Annotated in this window: 16 protein-coding genes; 13 read left to right on the top strand and 3 right to left on the bottom strand. The window is 43.6% G+C overall.

What is annotated here, in order from left to right; translation table 11 throughout:
• Positions 1 to 64 precede the first annotated feature (64 nt).
• Entirely contained in the window at positions 65 to 2902 is a 2838-nt protein-coding gene (locus tag B4K26_RS11715) for an ATP-binding protein (RefSeq protein WP_296245692.1), read from the bottom strand.
• A gap of 413 nt (positions 2903 to 3315) precedes the next feature.
• Between B4K26_RS11715 and rsmG the strand changes: the two genes are divergently transcribed.
• The 10 genes from rsmG to B4K26_RS11665 all read left to right on the top strand — a co-directional run bounded on the left by rsmG (position 3316) and on the right by B4K26_RS11665 (position 13291).
• Positions 3316 to 4032 (top strand): 16S rRNA (guanine(527)-N(7))-methyltransferase RsmG, encoded by a 717-nt coding sequence (gene rsmG / locus B4K26_RS11710; RefSeq protein WP_296245723.1) that lies wholly within the window; start codon positions 3316 to 3318, stop codon positions 4030 to 4032.
• Between the two features lie 190 nt (positions 4033 to 4222).
• Positions 4223 to 5002 carry a ParA family protein gene (locus B4K26_RS11705; protein WP_296245691.1) on the top strand — a complete coding sequence of 260 codons (780 nt, stop codon included), beginning with the start codon at positions 4223 to 4225 and terminating at the stop codon, positions 5000 to 5002.
• A gap of 112 nt (positions 5003 to 5114) precedes the next feature.
• Positions 5115 to 6272, top strand: coding sequence for a ParB/RepB/Spo0J family partition protein (locus tag B4K26_RS11700; protein WP_296245690.1), 1158 nt, complete (start codon positions 5115 to 5117; stop codon positions 6270 to 6272).
• Positions 6273 to 6353: 81 nt separating this feature from the next.
• Positions 6354 to 7085: a MotA/TolQ/ExbB proton channel family protein gene (locus B4K26_RS11695; protein ID WP_296245689.1), complete on the top strand. Its 732-nt coding sequence runs from the start codon at positions 6354 to 6356 to the stop codon at positions 7083 to 7085.
• Between the two features lie 58 nt (positions 7086 to 7143).
• Complete coding sequence (locus B4K26_RS11690) at positions 7144 to 7587, top strand: ExbD/TolR family protein (protein WP_296245688.1); 444 nt, start codon at positions 7144 to 7146, stop codon at positions 7585 to 7587.
• Between the two features lie 144 nt (positions 7588 to 7731).
• Positions 7732 to 9519, top strand: a complete 1788-nt coding sequence (gene msbA / locus B4K26_RS11685; protein ID WP_296245686.1) for a lipid A export permease/ATP-binding protein MsbA — start codon at positions 7732 to 7734, stop codon at positions 9517 to 9519.
• A 116-nt stretch (positions 9520 to 9635) separates the two neighbouring features.
• The gene (gene lpxK, locus B4K26_RS11680; RefSeq protein WP_296245685.1) at positions 9636 to 10751 is read left to right on the top strand and encodes a tetraacyldisaccharide 4'-kinase; all 1116 of its coding nucleotides are present in this window, start codon (positions 9636 to 9638) and stop codon (positions 10749 to 10751) included.
• 38 nt (positions 10752 to 10789) lie between these two features.
• Positions 10790 to 11632, top strand: coding sequence for a 3-deoxy-manno-octulosonate cytidylyltransferase (gene kdsB / locus B4K26_RS11675; RefSeq protein WP_296245684.1), 843 nt, complete (start codon positions 10790 to 10792; stop codon positions 11630 to 11632).
• Positions 11633 to 11772: 140 nt separating this feature from the next.
• Positions 11773 to 12900 carry a DNA polymerase III subunit delta' gene (locus B4K26_RS11670; RefSeq protein ID WP_296245683.1) on the top strand — a complete coding sequence of 376 codons (1128 nt, stop codon included), beginning with the start codon at positions 11773 to 11775 and terminating at the stop codon, positions 12898 to 12900.
• A 43-nt stretch (positions 12901 to 12943) separates the two neighbouring features.
• Complete coding sequence (locus tag B4K26_RS11665) at positions 12944 to 13291, top strand: PilZ domain-containing protein (protein WP_200661918.1); 348 nt, start codon at positions 12944 to 12946, stop codon at positions 13289 to 13291.
• A 138-nt stretch (positions 13292 to 13429) separates the two neighbouring features.
• On the opposite strand, the gene ppk2 is transcribed toward B4K26_RS11665, so the two are convergent.
• Together ppk2 and B4K26_RS11655 are read right to left on the bottom strand one after the other, a co-directional pair.
• The gene (gene ppk2 / locus B4K26_RS11660) at positions 13430 to 14443 is read right to left on the bottom strand and encodes a polyphosphate kinase 2 (protein WP_296245682.1); all 1014 of its coding nucleotides are present in this window, start codon (positions 14441 to 14443) and stop codon (positions 13430 to 13432) included.
• 223 nt (positions 14444 to 14666) lie between these two features.
• Positions 14667 to 16412, bottom strand: a complete 1746-nt coding sequence (locus tag B4K26_RS11655) for an acetyl-CoA C-acetyltransferase (RefSeq protein WP_409521367.1) — start codon at positions 16410 to 16412, stop codon at positions 14667 to 14669.
• Positions 16413 to 16963: 551 nt separating this feature from the next.
• Here B4K26_RS11655 and B4K26_RS11650 point away from each other — a divergent pair.
• The 3 genes from B4K26_RS11650 (at position 16964) to B4K26_RS11640 (ending at position 20210) form a co-directional block, all read left to right on the top strand.
• Complete coding sequence (locus B4K26_RS11650) at positions 16964 to 18370, top strand: 3-oxoacyl-ACP reductase (protein WP_296245680.1); 1407 nt, start codon at positions 16964 to 16966, stop codon at positions 18368 to 18370.
• 304 nt (positions 18371 to 18674) lie between these two features.
• On the top strand, positions 18675 to 19592 hold the full coding sequence (locus B4K26_RS11645; RefSeq protein ID WP_296245679.1) for a MaoC family dehydratase: 918 nt from the start codon (positions 18675 to 18677) through the stop codon (positions 19590 to 19592).
• Positions 19593 to 19640: 48 nt separating this feature from the next.
• Positions 19641 to 20210, top strand: coding sequence for a beta-lactamase hydrolase domain-containing protein (locus B4K26_RS11640; RefSeq protein ID WP_296245677.1), 570 nt, complete (start codon positions 19641 to 19643; stop codon positions 20208 to 20210).
• Positions 20211 to 20234 lie beyond the last annotated feature (24 nt).

Below are 20234 nucleotides of genomic sequence, written 5' to 3'. Positions count from 1 at the left end.
GTGTTTTATCCATTAACATAGCAAATCACATAAAGTTAATCATCGCAGAAAAGCATGCCAACGTCTAGGAGAGCTCTTCTGTGTTTTCGTACCCTTCATCTTTTTCTTTCTTGGCCTTTTTACGCTTATCTTGTTGTTTTTGACGTTTGGCTTTGCGCTTTTTCTTGTCTTTTTTCTTTGGTTTTTTATCATCTATTTCGTCATCAGCGTCTTGGTTTTCATCCCAAAGCATCAAACGACTTAACACTTTGCCAAATAAGGTTTCTTTACGGTAACGACCTTTTTTATTCATGGTATCGACAGGAAGCCCTGTCATTAAGGTCAAGGCTTCACTAAGCGTTTGCACGCCATAAATGTGAAATTGCCCAGCTTTGACGGCGGCAATGATGTCGTCACGGAGCATGAGTTGTTTGACGTTGGCCATAGGGATGACCACGCCTTGCTGACCGGTTAACTCTTGCTCGCGGCAAGCATCAAAAAACCCAGCAATTTTAGAATTAATTCCGCCAACCGCTTGAACTTCACCCAGCTGATTCATCGAACCTGTAATTGCAAAAGATTGGTTGATAGGAACGTTTGCCAAAGCTGATAGCAGCGCACAGCCTTCACTGACTGTCGCACTATCGCCATCGATATGCGCGTAGCTCTGCTCAAACGCCAGTGAGGCGCTAAAGTTCAGCGCATGATGCTGACTAAATAAGGCGCGCAAGTAGCTGGTCATAATCAGCATACCTTTTGCGTGTAAGCTGCCGCCCAAATCTACATCACGCTCGATATCGAGGATTTCACCCGCGCCGATATTTGGCTGAATAACCGCTGTCAGACGAGCGGGCATACCAAATTCGCTGTCCGCGTAACTGACAACGGTTAGCGCATTTACTTGGCCGACAGCATTACCTTGGGTCTGAATAAGTTGCTGACCATTTTTTAACTCATCCCAATACAGATCGCGCAAATATCCTGAACGCTCGTCCATATCGTCGATAGCGTGGGTAACATGGTTAGCGCTGACGATATTTTGACCGCTCAAACGTGCATGGCGGTTAGATTCGTGTAAGAGCTTAATCAATAAGTCACTATGTAAACTCAGACGATCTTGGTCTTCTGCTTGTAAGCTTAAATGTTCGAGTAAGGCGGCCTGGGCGCTGCTATCAAAAGGGTAGAGGTTGGCATAATCAATGATGTCCGCCATTTTTGCGACCAAGGCCAATTCGTGCTCAGGACTGCGCGTCACATCATCGTGAAAGTCGGCACGCACTTTAAATACCGCATCAAACTCCGGCTCAAGCTCAAGTAATTCATAATACAAATCTGCTTCGCCAAGCAAAATTACTTTAATATCAAGGTCAATTGGCGCGGGTGCAAGTGATAAACTGCCTGTTAAGGTGAGCATTTGCTCAAGGCTTGAGAGTTTGATTTTGCGAGATTGCAGTGCACGCTTAAGACCTTGCCATGCGTAAGGATGCTCAAGCAGGTGACTGGCTTCTAGCAACAGATAACCGCCATTTGCCCGGTGCAGGGCGCCTGCTCGAATCATGCTGACATCGGTGGTGACTGTGCCCAATTGGGTGATTTGCTCGACATGACCCAATAGGTTTAAATGTGTCGGTAAATCTTCAAAAATGACGGGCGCACCACTATTTGGTGCATGACTGACAATAACATTTACCGCATAGCGGCTCGGCGTTGTAGTAAGAACGGCCGTCACGAACTCTTCGTCATCGCCATTAACGATACGCTCAACATGCGTGACCATATCGGCAAATACGGTTTTCAGGTATTCGACAACCAATGGATGGGCAGAAAACTGCTCATAAATAGGCGCAAATAAAGGCTGTAACGCTCGGCGTGCAATATTACGATGTAGTACTTCAATCGCATCGTTGGCCTCGTCTTCTAATTGCTCCAATGCAATGGTTAGCTGACTTAAGCGCTTTTGCATGTGATTTTTTTTGGCAAAATTATTCAGCTCAGCTTCATATTCGCTATTGTCGTATTCGTTGCCGTATCTATTATGAGTATCCTCGTTATCAAGACTGTTTTTATCAGATTGCTCAGTTTCTTCTGTTGCTGTTTGACTTTTCTGGCTGCTAGAAGTTTTTAAATTGTCAGTGATCTGACTATTCTCGTCTGTAGACAATTTACTGGGGTGGACAAAAACTGCTTTATTATCAAATGAGCGAAACGTGAGCGTCAAATCGTACTGTTTGCCTTCCGTATTTAAATCATCGTAGGCTTGACTTTCTTTTTGATGGGTAGCATTTTTAATCGCTTCGATTTTGCTCTGATATTGATCGCTACGAAAACGTTGGCCAAGTCGTTTTTTGGCTTGCTGCCATAGTTGATTAACTTGTTGCTTCAGTATCTGCCCTTGACCCGCAGGTAAGCGCAATGCTTGCGGTGTGCGGGGATCGATAAAATTGTGCACATAAACCCAATCATCAGGCGTGGGTGCATCGGCGGCAATCCGCTGTAATAAGCGGCTAATAACCGTACGTTTACCCAAGCCATTTTCACCTGCGGCAAACACATGATAGCCGCTGGCATGAATGTCTAGTGCCGTCTGTAAAGCCTTAAGGGCGCGCTGCTGTCCAAAGCCGACATTTAAATCGGGGGCAGTGCGAGTATCGGTCGGTAGCTTATTTGGATCAGTATAACGTTTAAGCTGTTCGGCACTGATAAGGCAGCGCTTAGTGACGTCAATAAATTCCGGATGAGGAGCGTCAAGTGCATCTAATGTACTATCTGGCTCATCAGTCTCGGATGGCTTTGTTGATGCAAGATTTGTTTTAGGTAGCTTCGGTGCAGATAATTCTGCTTCTGCTGATTTATTGACAGGTTTTACCATAGGGTTAGTATCTTTTAGGTCTTGCTTCACAGGGGCGTTTTGCGGTTCGGTCATAGTTGTATAATAAGTCGTTTTAAGAAGGCGGAATGTTTATGAGTTTTAAATGGCTATCAACATTTTGATGTTTAAATGCTAAGTTTAAAAATGTACGTTCATAACGATTGTCTAAATAACTTTCATAACGATTTCATAATAATAGTGCATAAGGACATCTTACAAGATATAGCCGCGTTTTAGACAAGACATTCAGCGCAGTTTTGTATCATAGACAGATGAGAATTTTAGCAAACTAAGTTGAAATGGTAGGCACTTTGCTGCGATATCTTGATGACTATTCAAAAAAGATAAGCCTTCAATATAGGCGTAGATAGTATAAGATGGCGTACATTGGTGCAATCTACAACTATTCAATGGACAGAGCGCATGATAAAATAGACGGTTCACATGTCAAAACTGGAAAATCCCGAATGTCAGATTCTCTTAAATCCTCGTCATCATCTGCTAGCACGGGTAATAATCATATTGACCCGACAGGTTTTGCAAAGCTTGGGCCCCAGTTGCCAACACTTGCAAATATCTTGGCGCAATCAGTAGATGAGTTAGGTCTTACTTTAAGCGCATCGCAGCAGCGCACGTTATTATTGTATTTAGACCAGCTTTTATTATGGAATAAAGCGTATAATCTGACCGCGATTACTGATCCAGTCGAAGCGCTTATCAAACATATCATCGATTGTTTGGCTATTATAACGCATTTGCCCTCAGGGCCGCTGCTTGATATAGGCACGGGAGCAGGCTTGCCAGCGGTGATTATTGCTATCTGTCAACCTGAGCGCCAGTGTACCGCCCTTGATAGCAATCAGAAAAAAATTCGGTTTATTAAACAAATCAGTAGCGAGCTTGGTTTAAGTAATATACATCCAGTCGCCTCCCGTATTGAGTTGCATGAAGCCAGCTATGAGGTGGTAACGTCGAGAGCGTTTGCTAGTTTGATTGATTTCGTCGACGTGGCTCAGCCGCGATTGGCAGATAATGGTTATTTATGTGCAATGAAGGGCAAAGTCCCAAGCGATGAAGAGCTACAGACGCTAGATGATGCTTGGCAAATTAAAACAATTCCGTTAAAAGTGCCGCGTTTACAAGATAGTCGTCATTTAATTGAATTATCTTATAAAAATGTCTAAGCTATGAACACGTAGATAACGATAGAGCAACATTTGTTCTATTGTGAAAATAATTTTTATATTTATTTATACGCTCATGATGAAATAAGTGATAGGTAAAAGTTGGCCGTGTGCGTAAAATAATAAGTACTATCAGTAAAAATGTTTGAGTAAAAATCAGTAACAGATCCTAATTAAATTGAGTGAGTTTATGGAAATCATAGCAATTGCGAATCAAAAAGGCGGCGTGGGTAAAACCACGACGGCAGTGAATTTGACTGCCAGCTTAGCGGCCAAGCGCAAGCATGTACTGCTGATTGACTTAGACCCACAGGGCAATGCGACCAGTGGCACGGGCGTAGATAAGAACGAACTAGAGCTGACAATCGCCGATGTGCTGCTTGATGGTGTGTCTTTATCTGAGGCGATTGTGAGTAGTCCAGCTGGGTTTGATGTTATCGGTGCCAATCGTGATTTGGCGGGGATGGACATCACGCTAATGAGTAAGACCAATAGTCATGAGCTGTTTAAAACAGCGATGGTGCAGTTGGTTGAGGATCAAAGCGCGTCAAACAAACCTGCTTATGATTATGTCATTATTGACTGTGCACCAAGCTTAAATTTGCTGACGATTAATGCTTTGGTTGCCACTGACGGCGTTATCATTCCCATGCAATGTGAGTATTATGCGCTAGAAGGATTGGCAGATTTGTCGCAAACAATTGAGCGTCTGACCGAACTGAACCCTAAACTATATATTCGCGGCGTAGTAAGAACGTTGTTTGACGCGCGCAATACCTTGGCGCGAGATGTGTCTGCTGAATTAGAAGCGCACTTTGGCGATATCATGTATAACACCCATATTCCAAGAAATATTCGTTTGGCAGAAGCGCCGGCGCATGGTTTGCCGGTTATCGCCTACGAGAGATGGTCAAAAGGCGCGCGGGCGTATCAAAAACTGGCGGCTGAAGTGATGAAACAAAGCCGTTAATAAACAATTGGCTTGTTCAGTTAACACACTAAAAACATCAAATTATATTCATTAGTAAGCTCGCGTTCATCATCATTTGGCTTTTTATTTTAGCGTTAGAGGATAGGTAATCATGGCAAAGAAAAGAGGGTTGGCTGCCAATCGAGGCTTAGATGCCTTACTAGGGTCAATCAAAAAGGAAAAGCAAATTGCCGCCTCTGCCTTACAAGATGATACGGTGGTGCGTGAGGCCTCTGTAGCAGTTGAAACGCCCGAGACTGAAGCCTTAGAATCTGATAAACAAAATGCTAGCACGGCAGTCAAAGCTGCTGCTACAAAAGCTGCTCACAAACTTTCTGCTTCGCAAGTGATTGAGCAATCTACTGACGATAATAACAATCGTAAAGCGCGGATGATTAAGAAAACGCCTGCTAATAAAGTCCGTGGTAACGCGGCAGAAAGTAGTGCTTCTGAAGATCAAATCAGCTTGGTACAAATTGATGTCAAGCGCTTGCAGGCAGGTAAATATCAGCCGCGCCGTGATATGGGTGAAACGGCGCTAGCAGAATTGGCTTCTTCTATTGAACAACATGGCGTGATGCAGCCGATTGTCATTCGTCCATTGCTGGCGAATGAAGACAAAAGCGAGGCCTTGGTTACGCACGAAATTATCGCTGGTGAGCGCCGTTGGCGTGCGGCAAAAATGGCTGGCAAGTCGGTTATACCAGCGATTGAACGGGCGTTATCTGATGAGTTGGCAATTGCACTGGCATTGATTGAAAATATTCAGCGCGAAGATTTATCGGTGATTGAGCAGGCCGCTGCCCTACAGCGTTTTCATACAGAATTTGGTATGAGTCACGCGATGATAGCCGAGGTTGTTGGTAAAGCACGTACCACAGTATCAAATCTGCTACGTTTAAATCAGCTCCATGATACGGTCAAAGACCATTTGGCAACCAGCGCTTTAGATATGGGTCATGCGCGCACATTGTTAGCACTATCGTCAGAACAGCAGCCTATTATTGCGCAAAAGATTATCGATGGCGGTATGACAGTGCGTGAAGCTGAAAAGCTGGTTAAATCTATTCTGCAGCCTGCGCCGAAAGTCAGTCGAACTGAGCAAATCCAATCGCGTGATGCTGAGCGCCTAACTCAGCGTTTAACCGATATGTTAGGCGCAGAAGTAAAGCTTAAGCATAAAAAAGATGGACAGGGTAGTGTTGAGATATTTTTCCACAGTCAAGATCAGTTAGCAGCCTTGATTAAGCATATAGAAGCGCAGGCTTAAGACTTTTTATAAGCTTAAATTGAGTGTTCAAATGTAAAACCATCTTTTAGTAACTTTATAACAACATAGAAGAGAATGCGTATGTGGGAGTTGGTAAAGGCAGGTGGTTGGCTGATGACGCCTATCGTGGTGTGCTCAATATTGGCATTAGTGATTATCATAGAGCGTAGCCATACGTTGCAATTTAATAAGATTGTACCCAATAGATTGCGCGAACAGCTGATAACTCGTCTACGTGAAAACGGTGATATTGGTCGAACGCAGCTGATGAATGTGAAAGAAAAAACCCCTTTAGGCGATATTCTCGCGACTGGCCTGCTTTACCGCCAGTACGGCCTAGACTCGATGACCATGCATATGCAAAACCGCGCAAGTGTTCAAGTGCATCAGCTAGAAAAAAACATTAATATGCTTGGCACCATCGGTGCTATTGCGCCATTGCTGGGTTTATTGGGCACCGTATTAGGTATTATTTCGTCTTTTCTGGCGATTACTGATGGCGCGATGCAAGATCCAACAATGTTGGCTGCAGGCGTGTCACAAGCATTGATTACTACTGCTGCGGGTATGATCGTGGCTATTCCAGCACTGGTCGCTTATCGTTATTTTCAGCGCCGAATTATTGATATCAATGCGCAGTTTGAAACGCAAGCGGGACTGATGATTCAAGAGTTGTACGATTATCAATTGCTAGATAATACGCACGCCTCTACCATGTCTCTCCCTGCTAGTGGTGTAGAAACAACTAAATCTATGGGTTATGAGCTTTCAATTGATACCTCAGACTTAGAGACAGCGGCTACAGCGACTTAGTTGTGTGGCGTCACTTATTTGTTGAATCTGTACATTGCAGCCCATTGAAGAGAGCGATATGCGTTTTAGAAAACCGACCGTTGAGCCACTAGAAATCAATCTGACACCGATGATTGATTGCTTATTATTTTTAATTGTATTTTTACTTCTTGCAACCTCGTTTAATCACTTTAGCCGCTTAAATATCATTCTTCCTGAAGCGGAAGGCGTGGCACTGACAGAAGAAAAAAACAGTATTGAAGTGGCCGTGCAAGAAGATGGCAGTTATTTGGTTAATGGCATTACGCTTGCGAGTAGCGATGAGGCCGAGCTGACCAGCATGCTTCAGCAAGAAGCGGGAAATAATCGCGATATGCTATTTGTTATTGCCGCCGATGCAAATGCCACGCATCAATCGGTGGTACGGGTCATGGATATTGCTGGTAAATTGGGTTTTTTAAATCTAAATATCAGTACAGTTGTGCCACTAGGTCAGCCTTTACCACAATCTGTGCCACAATAAGTTTTAGGGTGTTTGATATATTGCTACAGTAAAAACATCAAACGCCACTATCATGACCCTTGGTGTTTTTACTGCTGTATTTTATGTTCACTTGCCACTGCTGCATTTGTGTCATTTCTTTTTTATACCTAAATTGAGGCTTTTATGAGCCAAGCTTATCAACCTGACTCTAAAAAAAATTCTGCTAAAAAGTTATCAGCAGTGCCATCAAATACGCCTAAGCATAGGACATTATTACGTCTATTAAGCTATCTTAAACCTTATTGGTGGGCACTACTATTAGTCATAATAGGGTTTGCAATTAATGCAGCGACAGAGATTTGGATTGCCAAATTATTGCAATACATCACTGATGCCATCAATCAAAACGATCAAAGCAAACAGGATTTGTTTCCCTTTATTATCGTCATGCTGTTTTTTGTCCGCGGCGTAGGGAGTTTTTTAGGTAATTACTATACGGCATTAGTTTCGCGAAATCTTGTCTATGAGTTACGCGTTCAGGTGTTTAATAAGCTTTTGCGTTTGCCAAGCTCGTTCTATCTGGCAAATCCAGCAGGGACTATTTCATCCAAACTTATTTTTGATGTTGAACAGGTGACTGCTGCCAGTACCGATTCAATGAAAACTTTGTTACGCGATGGTTTGACAGTCGTGGCTCTGATAGGTTTTTTGCTTTATAGCAACTGGCGTTTAACTTTGATTTTATTTGTCGTGCTGCCACCGATTTTGTGGTTGATACGCGTGGCCTCGAAGCGTTACTTAAAGCTGTCTAAAGGCATTCAAGAAACCATGGGTAGTGTCAGCCACATCACTAATGAGGTCATCGGCGGCTATCAGGTGGTGAAAAACTATGGCGGACAAGCGTATGAAGCCAAGCGTTTTGATATAACCTCGAAGAAAAACCTGCGCCAAGGGATGAAGGTCGTGGTGACCAATAGCATTAATACCCCAGCGGTGCAGTTATTGATGGCGATGGCAATGGCAGTCGTTGTATGGCTGGCGCTGCGTCCTGCGGTGATAGATAATATCTCAGCGGGTGAGTTTATCTCCTATATTGCTGCTGCAGGATTATTAAGTAAGCCGGTGCGCTCGCTCACTGATATCAATCAAAAATTGCAAAAAGGGCTTGCCGCGGGCGAGTCAATCTTTACCTTGCTGGATGAGCCAGAAGAACAAGACACAGGCATACTTAGCCCGACTTTAGCAGGTAACATTCAGTTCGATAATGTCAGTTTGGTTTATCCTGATTCAACGGTGGCGCTGCGTGATTTTACTTTGGATGTGCGTGCAGGCGAGACGATAGCACTGGTCGGCCGTAGCGGCGCTGGTAAATCCTCTTTAGTGAACTTACTTACGCGTACTTTAAATACGTCCTCGGGGCAAATTACCCTTGACGGTATGTCAATTGAAGATATTAAGCTTGAGAGTTTGCGCGCGCAGATTGCGATGGTCAATCAGCAAGTGGTACTGTTTAATACTACTGTGTTTAATAATATTGCCTATGGTAGCCTAGCGGATAAAACCCAAGCTGAGGTCGAGCGCGCTGCAAAAGACGCTTTTGCCCACGATTTTATTATGAAAATGCCAAATGGCTATCAAAGTGAGATTGGCGCTGAAGGCTTGCAGCTATCAGGCGGTCAACGTCAGCGTATCTCGATTGCGCGTGCGTTATTGAAAGACGCACCGATTTTGATTTTAGATGAAGCCACCAGTGCTTTAGATAACGAGTCAGAATACTATATTCAAAAAGCACTTGATAACGTCATGAAAGATAGGACGACACTGGTGATTGCCCATCGTTTAACAACGATTGAATCAGCTGACCGTATTGCAGTGTTAGATAGTGGTCAAATTGTTGAATTAGGCACCCACGAAGAGCTGATGCAATTGCATGGCCATTATGCGCAAATGTACGCGCGCGACTTTGAATAATTGTACAAAAGTAGCAATTGTTCATAGTAGTTTATTAAATAAATTGTGCTAAGTAATTGAATGTAATCATTGGGTTGAATAATTAGTTTAAATAGCTAGGGCAAGTAAAAATAATCATGAGTATTGAAACCACAATGACGCGTGCATGGCAACGTCAGGCCGCTTGGCTCTGGCTGCTACTGCCTGTCAGTTGGTTGTACGGGCTCATCGCCATGCTGCGCCGTCAAGCTTATAAGGTGGGATTGTTTTCAAGTTATCGCGCGCCTATTGCAGTGATGGTGATTGGTAATATTACGGTAGGCGGTAGTGGCAAAACGCCGTTAATTATTGCGCTGGTTACTCACTTACAAAAGCAAGGCATAAAGGTAGGGGTTATCAGCCGCGGTTATGGTGGCGATAGTAGTCAGATGCCCGCTTTGGTTAGTGCAGACAGTTTGCCAAGCATCGTAGGTGACGAGCCGTGTTTAATTGTCAATATGACAGGCGCGGCGATGGCCGTTTGTCCCAATCGTAAGCAGGCTATTACCACCTTATTAAATGCTTATCCTGACTTACAACTGATTATTGCTGATGATGGCTTGCAGCATTATGCGCTGCAACGTGATATCGAATGGATTGTGGTTGACGCATCACGCGGCTTTGGTAATCAGCAATTGCTGCCAACCGGATTTCTACGTGAACCCATGTCGCGATTGCAGGGTGCAAATGTGGTCTACCACGAAAAAGCAAATAGGACGACCAAAGATAGCAACAATCAAGCACAATCTAATCGTTTATCGATGTACTTAAAAGCGGATAAGTTGCAGCTTTTATGGTCTTCTGCTGCTGAGATAGGTAGCTCAAATGTCACAGAAGAAAAAATGCCTATGCCACCTATGCCAAATAGTCGGGTACATGCGGTAAGCGGTATCGGCTATCCACAGCGTTTTTTTGATACTTTATTGTCGCTTGGCTTTGAGGTTGTTGAGCATGCTTATCCCGATCATTATGACTTTAGCTTGGATGAGCTGTTACAGCATAGCGAGCTGCCTATTGTTGTGACCAGTAAAGACGCAGTTAAAATAAGAGCCCTGCTTCTGAATATAACTAGCCGTCGAACACTTAGCGACGAATATCAAGAGCTTGTTAGCCGATTATGGGTATTGCCAGTAACTGCGGTGTTGTCGGACAGTTGTTATGACAATTTACAGCAGCAATTAAAAGCTTTAAATATCGATACTAGTAATGACTAGAAGCCTAAAAATGTAGAAGATTTTTATAGGAATAAACCATGTCATCAGTCTTAACATCAGTCGAAACAATGCCAATTGAAACAGCACCAGTTAAAACGCATATTGTTATCCCTGCACGCTTTAAGAGCACCCGCTTACCTGGTAAGCCATTATTAAGCATTCATGGTAAGCCAATGATACTTTGGGTGGCTGAAAAAGCGCAATTGGCTGATTTTGCTGATGACATGTGTATTGCTACAGATGATGAAGCGATTGCCAAAGTTTGCATAGATGCTGGTTTTGATGTAGTAATGACCAGTAGCGAGCATGCGTCAGGGACTGACCGCTTGGCTGAAGTCGCCGCTATTAAAGGTTGGGCTGAGCATGATATCGTGGTTAATATGCAAGGTGATGAGCCTCTAGTACCGCCTTTATTATTACAGCAAGTCAAAGCACTTCTAGTGCAAGATAGCGACAGCGTGATGGCGACTTTATGCGAGCCTATCGAAGACTACGAAACTTTTATGCGACCATCGGTGGTTAAAGTTGTCAGTCAGAAGTCTAATAATCTGCAGCGAGCGCTGTATTTTAGCCGAGCACCGATTCCGTGCAACCGTAATGTGGTTTTGGCAAACGATAAAAGTATACAGCAGCAAGCGCCAAAGAATGCTTATCGTCACTTGGGATTATATGCTTACCGAGTTAGCTTATTACAGCAGTTTGTACACTGGCCGCAAACGCCCCTTGAAACACTGGAAAGCCTAGAGCAGTTACGCGTACTAGAAAATGGCGGGCATATTGCTATTGCCATTGCCAACTGTCCTCTACCAGCAGGCGTCGATACTCAAGAAGATTTGGATCGTCTTAATGCTATGAGTTTGGTAAATTTTCAAAATTGCTAATTTACATAATTAATAATAGCCTAAGTAAATGTTTATAAAGTATTTTATTAAATAGAGTAGGATTGTTTGTTACTCAAAGGTTGTAAGCGTATTGAACGTATTTAAGGTATTGAGCGATGATCGTGAATGGGGTAACTGAAATGACCAGCACATTGCCTTTGACGGATAATATATATTTTGCACCGTTGTTGCCCTGGCAAAATGAGCTATGGTCACAGCTGACTAAGCGGGTATTAATACCGCAGCAGTCTTTACCGCATGCACTTTTAGCCGCTGGTATGCAAGGTATGGGTAAGCGTGCTTTTGTCTGGCGCTTGGTAGCATGGCTATTATGCCGAGAGCGTGAGAGTCATCCGCTCGGTGCTTGCGGTGTATGCGAGAGTTGTCAATGGCTCAGATCAGGGACGCATCCAAGTTTACAAGTTTTGCCACTTATTGGTATGCCCGTTAGTATCGATAATGCTAATAATAAAGAAGTGGCGAGTAGTACAGCAAAAGATAAAAAATCTACCAAGACTGTTAAAGCTGACAGTAATACTGTGTTAAAAGTAAAGGTTGATGATATTCGTGCTTTACAACCATTTATTTATCAAGGTGGTCAGGGCATGCGGATTTGTGTGCTAGATTATGCAGAGCAGATGACGGTTGCAGCTGCTAATGCGCTGCTTAAAACCTTGGAAGAGCCGCAAGCGCAAGTGCATTTATTTCTAATCAGCGACAGTCCGGCACAGCTCTTACCAACCATTAAAAGCCGCGTCCAGCAGTTGGCATTGCAAACGATTGATCCGGCTGTTTCAATTGATTATGTCACTCAAGCACTTGGTAGTACGGTCAATCGTGAAGCAGTTAGCACGGCGGCCATTGAGCAGCTGATACAGTTGGCAAATGGCGCGCCTTTAGCAGCGGTCGCTCTTGCGCAAGCGCCTTGGTATAGCAAGCGCGCGCTATGGCTAACAACGTGGCAAGCGTTATGTAGCGGCAAACGCAGTAGCGTGGCGGCGAGTGATTATTGGCAAACCCAGTTGAATATCAGTGAATTTATCCAATTGTCTGAGCTAATGCTCGTAGACTTGCGCCGTGAATGCTTGGGGCTCGATGCCCTGCAAAAAGACATTGACTTATCAGCGTCTCTAAACAATTATCAACCTACTGAAGATGGATTAGAGGCATTTATAAACAGTCTGCAAGAAACAAAAATTGCCCTACAACAAAATGTGCAAGAAAAATTCGCTTATGATAAGCTGATGCAAGAATTGGCTTATTTATAACTTAGATTAAAAAAGTAAACCTCACTTATAAAGGAAGCGGACTATGGCAATGCCAGGGCGTGGCGGGATTTTAACCTGTCATATTGAAGATATGGAAACGTTATACGCAAGCTATTTATCTTTTGTGACCAATGGCGCGTTATTTGTACCGTCTGATAAAACGCAAAAATTGGGTGATGAGGTTTTTATTGCCGTGACTTTGCCCAATTCTAGCGAGCGCTTACCCATGAACGGTAAAGTGGTTTGGATCAATTCAAAAAGCCAAAGCGGGCGTCCAGCAGGTTTTGCGGTGCAGATAGGTACGGATATTGCTGGGCTAAGAATCAAAAATGAGGTTGAGCGTTTATTGGCCGGTAAGATTGATAGCTTACAATCGACTTATACCATGTAGTACTTGTGCGTAGCAGTAATCGTATTCATTAGGATTGTTATAAATACCAGCAAAAGCATATAAAAAGCAGCTTTATAAAATATGTAAGGCTGCTTTTTTGTCCGTGCAGTTTTTTAAATAATATGTAAATGGATTGGGTTAATAGCGCGGCGGTACATACATATCATCAGGAATCGGCTCGCGGTAATATTCGTCATCGCGTTTCCGTTCAGGCAACTCAACCTCATCTCGCGGTACTTCTTTATAAGGAATTTGCTCAAGTAAATGAGCGATACAGTTTAGTCGAGCGCGTTTTTTATTATTACCTTCGACTACCCACCACGGCGCTTCAGGAATATGCGTGCGCTCAAACATGGTTTCTTTGGCTTTGGTGTAATCCTCCCAGCGGCGGCGTGACTGCAAGTCCATCGCCGACAATTTCCACTGTTTAAGAGGGTCATGAATTCGGCTCATAAAGCGCGAATGCTGCTCGTCATCGGTAATCGAAAACCAATATTTAACCAAGCGAATGCCTGAACGTACTAGCATACGCTCAAATTCAGGTACCGATTGGAAAAACTCTTCGTATTGCGCATCGGTACAAAACCCCATCACGCGTTCGACACCTACACGGTTATACCAGCTGCGATCAAACAAGACAATCTCACCAGCGGCAGGAAGATGCGCGACATAACGCTGGAAATACCACTGCGACTGCTCGCGTTCGGTTGGGGCAGGTAAGGCAGCGACGCGGCAAACACGCGGGTTTAAGCGTTGGGTAATACGCTTGATAGCGCCGCCTTTACCTGCAGAATCACGTCCTTCAAATATCACGACGATGCGCTCACCGTATTCAACCACCCAGTCTTGCAACTTGATAAGCTCTCGTTGCAGCCGCAGTAATTCTTCAAAATAGGTACGGCGATCAAGCTTTTCTTGCTCACTCAACTCGCGACCATCAAAACGGAAGTCACGCACGTAGTCGTCTATCTCGTTTTCAAGCTCTTCATCATAGCTATCAATTAAATCTTGGTGCATTCTGCGGCGCAGCTCATCGCCAAACACTTCTTTATCCATACGGGTAATAAAACTGTCCTGTTCGAGTGCTGACAGCGCTTGCTGCTTTGATGTATTTAAAGTTTGTCGATCAATCGATGAGGAATTCTTGCTCATAGTAAACTCCTGATAATTCTTTTCATAGAACACTATATTATGACTGTTCTTTATATGGCTATTACTTTAGCACACTTATTGATAAGGCTATGAATGAGCCGTGTTTGATTACTGCAGTCATTTTTAGCATTTTATTCAGATAAAAAAACACCCTTTAATCAATGGATTAAAGGGCGTCTTAAAAATTACTGTTGTTTATTGGCTAATTAATCAGAATGATAAATTATTTCTCTAGGATACACGTCACACCTTGACCGCCAGCGGCGCAGATAGAAATAAGCGCGCGACCTGAACCTTTTTGATCCAGTAATTTAGCAGCAGTGGCTAAAATACGACCACCTGTTGCGGCAAATGGATGACCTGCAGCAAGTGATGAACCATTGACGTTGAGTTTGCTACGATCAATAGACCCTAGTGGCGCATCAAGACCTAAACGCTCTTCACAGAATTTTTCGTCTTCCCAAGCAGCCAATGTTGAGAGTACTTGTGAGGCAAAGGCTTCATGGATTTCATAAAAGTCAAAATCTTGCAGCGTTAGACCAGCGCGCTCAAGCATACGCGGTACTGCATAAGCTGGGGCCATGAGCAAGCCTTCTTTATCGCCAGATTTGCCGATAAAGTCAACAGCAGCCGTTTCTTGATGAACGATATACGCTAGTGGCTTAAGGCCGCGCTCTTGAGCCCATTCATCATTGGCTAATAGTACACAAGAGGCGCCATCCGTTAGCGGCGTAGAGTTAGCAGCGGTCATGGTTGGGTTGGCGTTCTTTTTACCAAACACAGGTTTTAATTTAGCAAGCTTGTCTAATGTGGTATCTGGGCGCAAGTTGTTGTCACGCGTCAGACCTTTATATGGTGTGATTAGGTCGTCGAAAAAACCTTCATCATAAGCGCGCGCTAGATTTTTATGGCTATTGAAGGCAAGCTCGTCTTGATCTTCACGGCTGATGTTCCACTCAAGCGCGGTAATCGCCTGATGGTCGCCCATTGATAGACCAGTTCGTGGCTCACCATTTTGCGGTGAATCGATCAAATCTTTTGGGTTTAGACTCATTAAAGCTTTTAAACGTTGTTTGTTGTCTTTCGCAGCGCCCAATTTGATCAGTACTTTACGTAAGCCATCACCAACTGCGATAGGGGCATCAGAGGTCGTGTCAACCCCACCAGTAATAGCTGAATCGATGATACCAAGAGCGATTTTATTGGCAGAAGCAAAGGTTGCTTGTAAGCCCGTACCACACGCTTGTGAGATATCATAAGTGGGAGTATGTGGGTTTAATGCGGTGCTTAGTGTCGCTTCACGAGTTAAGTTGATGTCACGGCTCAGTTTCATGACCGCACCCGCAACCACTTCACCCATTTTCTCATCTTGTAAGTGAAAGCGCTCAACCAAGCCGTCTAACGCCGCCGTTAGCATATCGGTATTGCTAACATCTGCGTATGTGCCGTTTGAGCGCGCAAAAGGAATACGGTTACCACCTAAGATGGCCACACGATGCTGACCTGAGCTAAGTCCAGTTTTGTGCGCTTTTTTAGCCGCAATATTGGTATCTTTTTTATCAGTCGTATTAATGTTTTTATCGACATTTTTTGCCGCGCTATTGGCTTTATTAACTTCGTCAGTAGCGCCATTATCTTTATTAGCAGTAGCGCTTTGGCTGCCTTTCGAGTCGCTTTCAGATGCGCTGTCTTTTTTAGCCTCTGTTTTTTGTGTGTCTGTGGTTTTTTCGTCGTTGGCCTTAGTGTCAGCTGTTTTATCAGTGTCAGCCGTTTTATCGTCTGTATTTTTTGGCTCAGCCGTTTTTGAGTTTGCCATCGTGTCAAACACATTAGGCTGATTGGCGTCTTCAGTTGTTGCTTTTTTAGCGGTTGCTACATCAGCCGCCTTATCGGTATTTGGGGTATCACCAACTTTTACGACGGTAGTTTCAACAACAGGGCTATCAGGGTGATTGTTTTTAGTACTCATAATATTATCCTTAAAAAATATGGGTAGAAGATAAAAGGGAAAAACATAGTACATGGCAGAGAAGTTTAGCATAAGGCGCTTTTTACGCACTTACTGTATCCCTTTAGCAAACGATGTGACGCTAATTTTAAGCTCATGCAATCAATGCTGACCATCAATACGTAATGGTTATACTGATTAGGTTGATTAATGACGTTGCATAACTGAGCTTTTGATAATATATTGTTATCTATAAATACATTTGCCATAACTTATAAGTTAGATTTTAGCATAAGTTGAGTGTTTTTAACGCGAGAAAAAGTTGCAATCTTGTATACTGGCTTGTCTACAGATTATGATAGACAGGAGCGGCTTTTGGACTTGTTTCGCATTGAAGTGTATAGTTAAGGCAGTTCTTCACCCTTTTACTAAATATTAATAATTTTTATCAATGATAAAGTTGAGGCGTCTTTATAATAGGCGTATCACATTTTTTTTGTTTACTATTATTTCTTCGCTAATTTTATTTTATTCGTGAATTTTATTTTACTCATTAACTATAGGATTATATTATGTCAGACCGTTATGGTGATTTTGTACAGTCTACGATTGGTAAAAAAGTAGCAAAAAATCTAGGCCTGCCGATGCCAGTGGAGCTTGATCGTTTTGATAGTGGTCAGCCATCAGTTCGTGGTAGTGTATTAGTGGGTCGTGCTAATGGTGACAATACTGCTATCAGTGAATCAGTAGCGCGTATTTTGTCAGATCTACATGCTGATGTGTTTGTAAATAGCCGTGATGCGGTAAAAGATGCGCTGGCTGATGCTGGCGTGAAAGCAAAAGCCAATACGGGCGGCGATGACAAATTTAAAGTCTTGTTGTTTGATGCTAGCAATATTCGTAATGCTGACGAGCTCAAACAAGTGTATGAATTCTTTCATGCGGTGGCGCGCCGCGTAGAAAAATCAGGTCGTGTTATCGTCATCGGTCGTCCGCCAGAAGAGCTAACGGATATTGAAGCGGCATTGGCTCAGCGCTCGCTTGAAGGTTTTGTGAAGTCTGTTGGAAAAGAGTTTAAGCGCGGTATCACCGCCCAGCTTATCTACGTAGCAGAAGGCGCTGAAAGAAATCTAGATTCAACGTTACGCTTCTTTGCGTCAGCGCGCTCAGCTTATGTATCAGGACAGGTTGTACGAGTCAGCAATGGCGCGAACGTTGATGTCGATTGGACCCAGCCTTTAGGCGGCAAAACCATGCTGGTGACTGGCGCAAGTCGCGGTATTGGTGAAGCCATCGCTCGTGTTTTGGCGCGCGAAGGCGCTCACGTTATCTGTCTAGATGTACCACAGCAGCAAGCAGACTTGCAAAAAGTCGCGAGCGAAATCAGTGGCTCTGTTTTAACTGTCGATATCACCAGTGAAGATGCGGGCAAAGAGATTGCAGAGGCGGCGCAAAAGCGCGGCGGTTTAGATGCAATCATTCACAATGCTGGCGTGACACGTGATAAAACATTGGCAAAAATGGACGAGAAAAAGTGGGACATGGTTATCAACATCAACTTGGGCAGTATTGCCAAGCTGAACCGCTATTTGCTTGATAATGACGTACTAAAAGACAATGCTCGTATCGTCTGCGTATCATCAATCTCAGGAATTGCTGGTAACTTAGGCCAAAGTAACTATGCCACCTCGAAAGCTGGTGTCATTGGTTTGGTCAATGCAACGGCTAAACAATTAGAAGACAGCTACAAAAATAAAGGTATGACAATCAACGCTGTGGCGCCAGGGTTTATCGAAACACAAATGACCGAAGCAATCCCATTTGCTATTCGTGAAGCCGGTCGTCGAATGAATTCAATGAGCCAAGGCGGCTTGCCAATAGACGTGGCTGAGACCATTGCATGGCTTGCCTCACCAGCTTCTGGCGGACTAAACGGCAATATCGTACGCGTTTGTGGTCAAAGCTTATTGGGTGCATAATCGATAAAATAGAGGCAAAATATTGCTTGATGAAGAACTATTTTGATAAATAACGATATAGTATCAAGTAAGCCTGTATTAAGTAGGTGATATTTACGAGATTTTTAAATTTACCTCACATATGCTTACGAAAAAATTGCTGATAAATTGTAATAAAGCTGCCCGAGGGTGGCTTTTTTATGATAAAAACAGGTATGAATCAAAGCAAGTGTTAACAAGCCCACAAACGAGTGCATAGCATTTTAAATGTAGCCGGAAAACTTATTTAAGCCCCATTTAGCTCAACCCCCATCTAGGATTTATTATGTCAGACAAACATTATGATGCGTTGCCAAAAGCGCACACCACCTATGCCAACATCGTCAAGAGTTTATTGCCTATTGGTAATAGCGATAAGGTCAGCCGCGATCAGTTGCCACAAGCGACATACTATGTCGACGATTTGCACATCGACCAAAGCAATCTTGATGATTATCGTCAAATTTGTGGTTTCGCTGACAACGGCAAAGTGCCGATTACCTATTTTTCTGTGTTATCTCAGACATTGCAGATGAATATGATGGTTAAAGAGCCGTTTCCATTTGCCATGCTAGGGTTGGTACACGTGGATAATAGTGTGACACAGTATCGTCCTATCGGTGAGCGTGAAACGGTTGCTATGGCAGTAAAATTTGGTAATCTGCGCGACCATGCGCAAGGTCAGCAGTTTGATTTTGTCACCACCGTTAAGTCAGACGACGAGGTTATTTGGGAAGGCACTTCTACTTATTTATCACGTAGCAAAAAACCTGCCAGCAGTAAAAATAAAAAAAGTACACCGCGTCCAGTGACCGTTAAGCCTCTGGTCAATGAAGAAGGTGTGCACAGTATTTTTGAAGTACCAGAAGATATCGGTCGTCGTTATGCGTTTGTGTCAGGGGACTTTAACCTTATTCACCTTCATCCACTTTCGGCACGTGCATTTGGTTTTCCAAAAGCCATCGCTCATGGCATGTGGTCAAAGGCAAAGTGCCTAGCATTGATGGACGAGCTGCCTGATGCTTGCACCGTTGATGTAGCATTTAAGCTTCCTATCTTTTTACCAGCTGAAGTGGAGCTGATCGCTGAGCCGGTAGCGCAGTTACAGAGCCCAACCGATACTTGTGAATTTGGCTTGTTTAGCGCAAAGAATGACAAGCCACATCTTGCTGGTGTGATTAAACTGCAAGGCGAAAATCAATAGATTTCGCCATATTTTTAACCTTTATATTTTACCAACCAGTTATTCATTATGACTTTACATGAAAATACGACAAGCGAAGCTGAGCCTAATAACTCAGCTACGATAAATCAAACTGCGGTTGATGAGCAAAACGCTAATAACGATCAAAACGATGCGAGCACGGTAGATAATGGTATCAAGTTAGAAAATATTGTTGAGCCTTATTTTCGTCCTGATGATAATACCATTGTTTGCGGCGCACTCGATGAAGAGAAAGTAGCTGCTTTAGCGGCTGCTGGCGTTGAGTTGGTGCTTAATTTACAGCCAGATGACGAGCTAAGTTTTGATGAAAGAGCGGCGGTAGAAAGCGCTGGCATGCATTATGAGCAGCTGCCTATCAGCGGCGCTAAAGACTTAAAGCAGCTAAATATATTGGCGTTTGATAATATTTTACGTCAGTACCATGGTAAAAAAACCGTCTTACACTGTGGCACAGGTAATCGCGCTGGCGCAGCTGTGGCGTTACGGGCGGGCTGGCTACGCGGTCGTAAAATGGATACCGCAATGGAGCGTGGCCGTAGTCATGGTTTGACGAAGCTGGAAGAAGAGGTTCATAATCGCTTATTGGTTCCTCGCTAAACTGTTATCATACTAAAATATGGA

It is taken from the genome of Psychrobacter sp. UBA6766 (assembly GCF_002453355.1).
In the GTDB taxonomy this organism is placed as follows: Bacteria; Pseudomonadota; Gammaproteobacteria; order Pseudomonadales; family Moraxellaceae; genus Psychrobacter.
The sequence above is the reverse complement of the archived record's forward strand: the minus strand, read 5'-3'. Positions and strand labels throughout refer to the sequence as shown.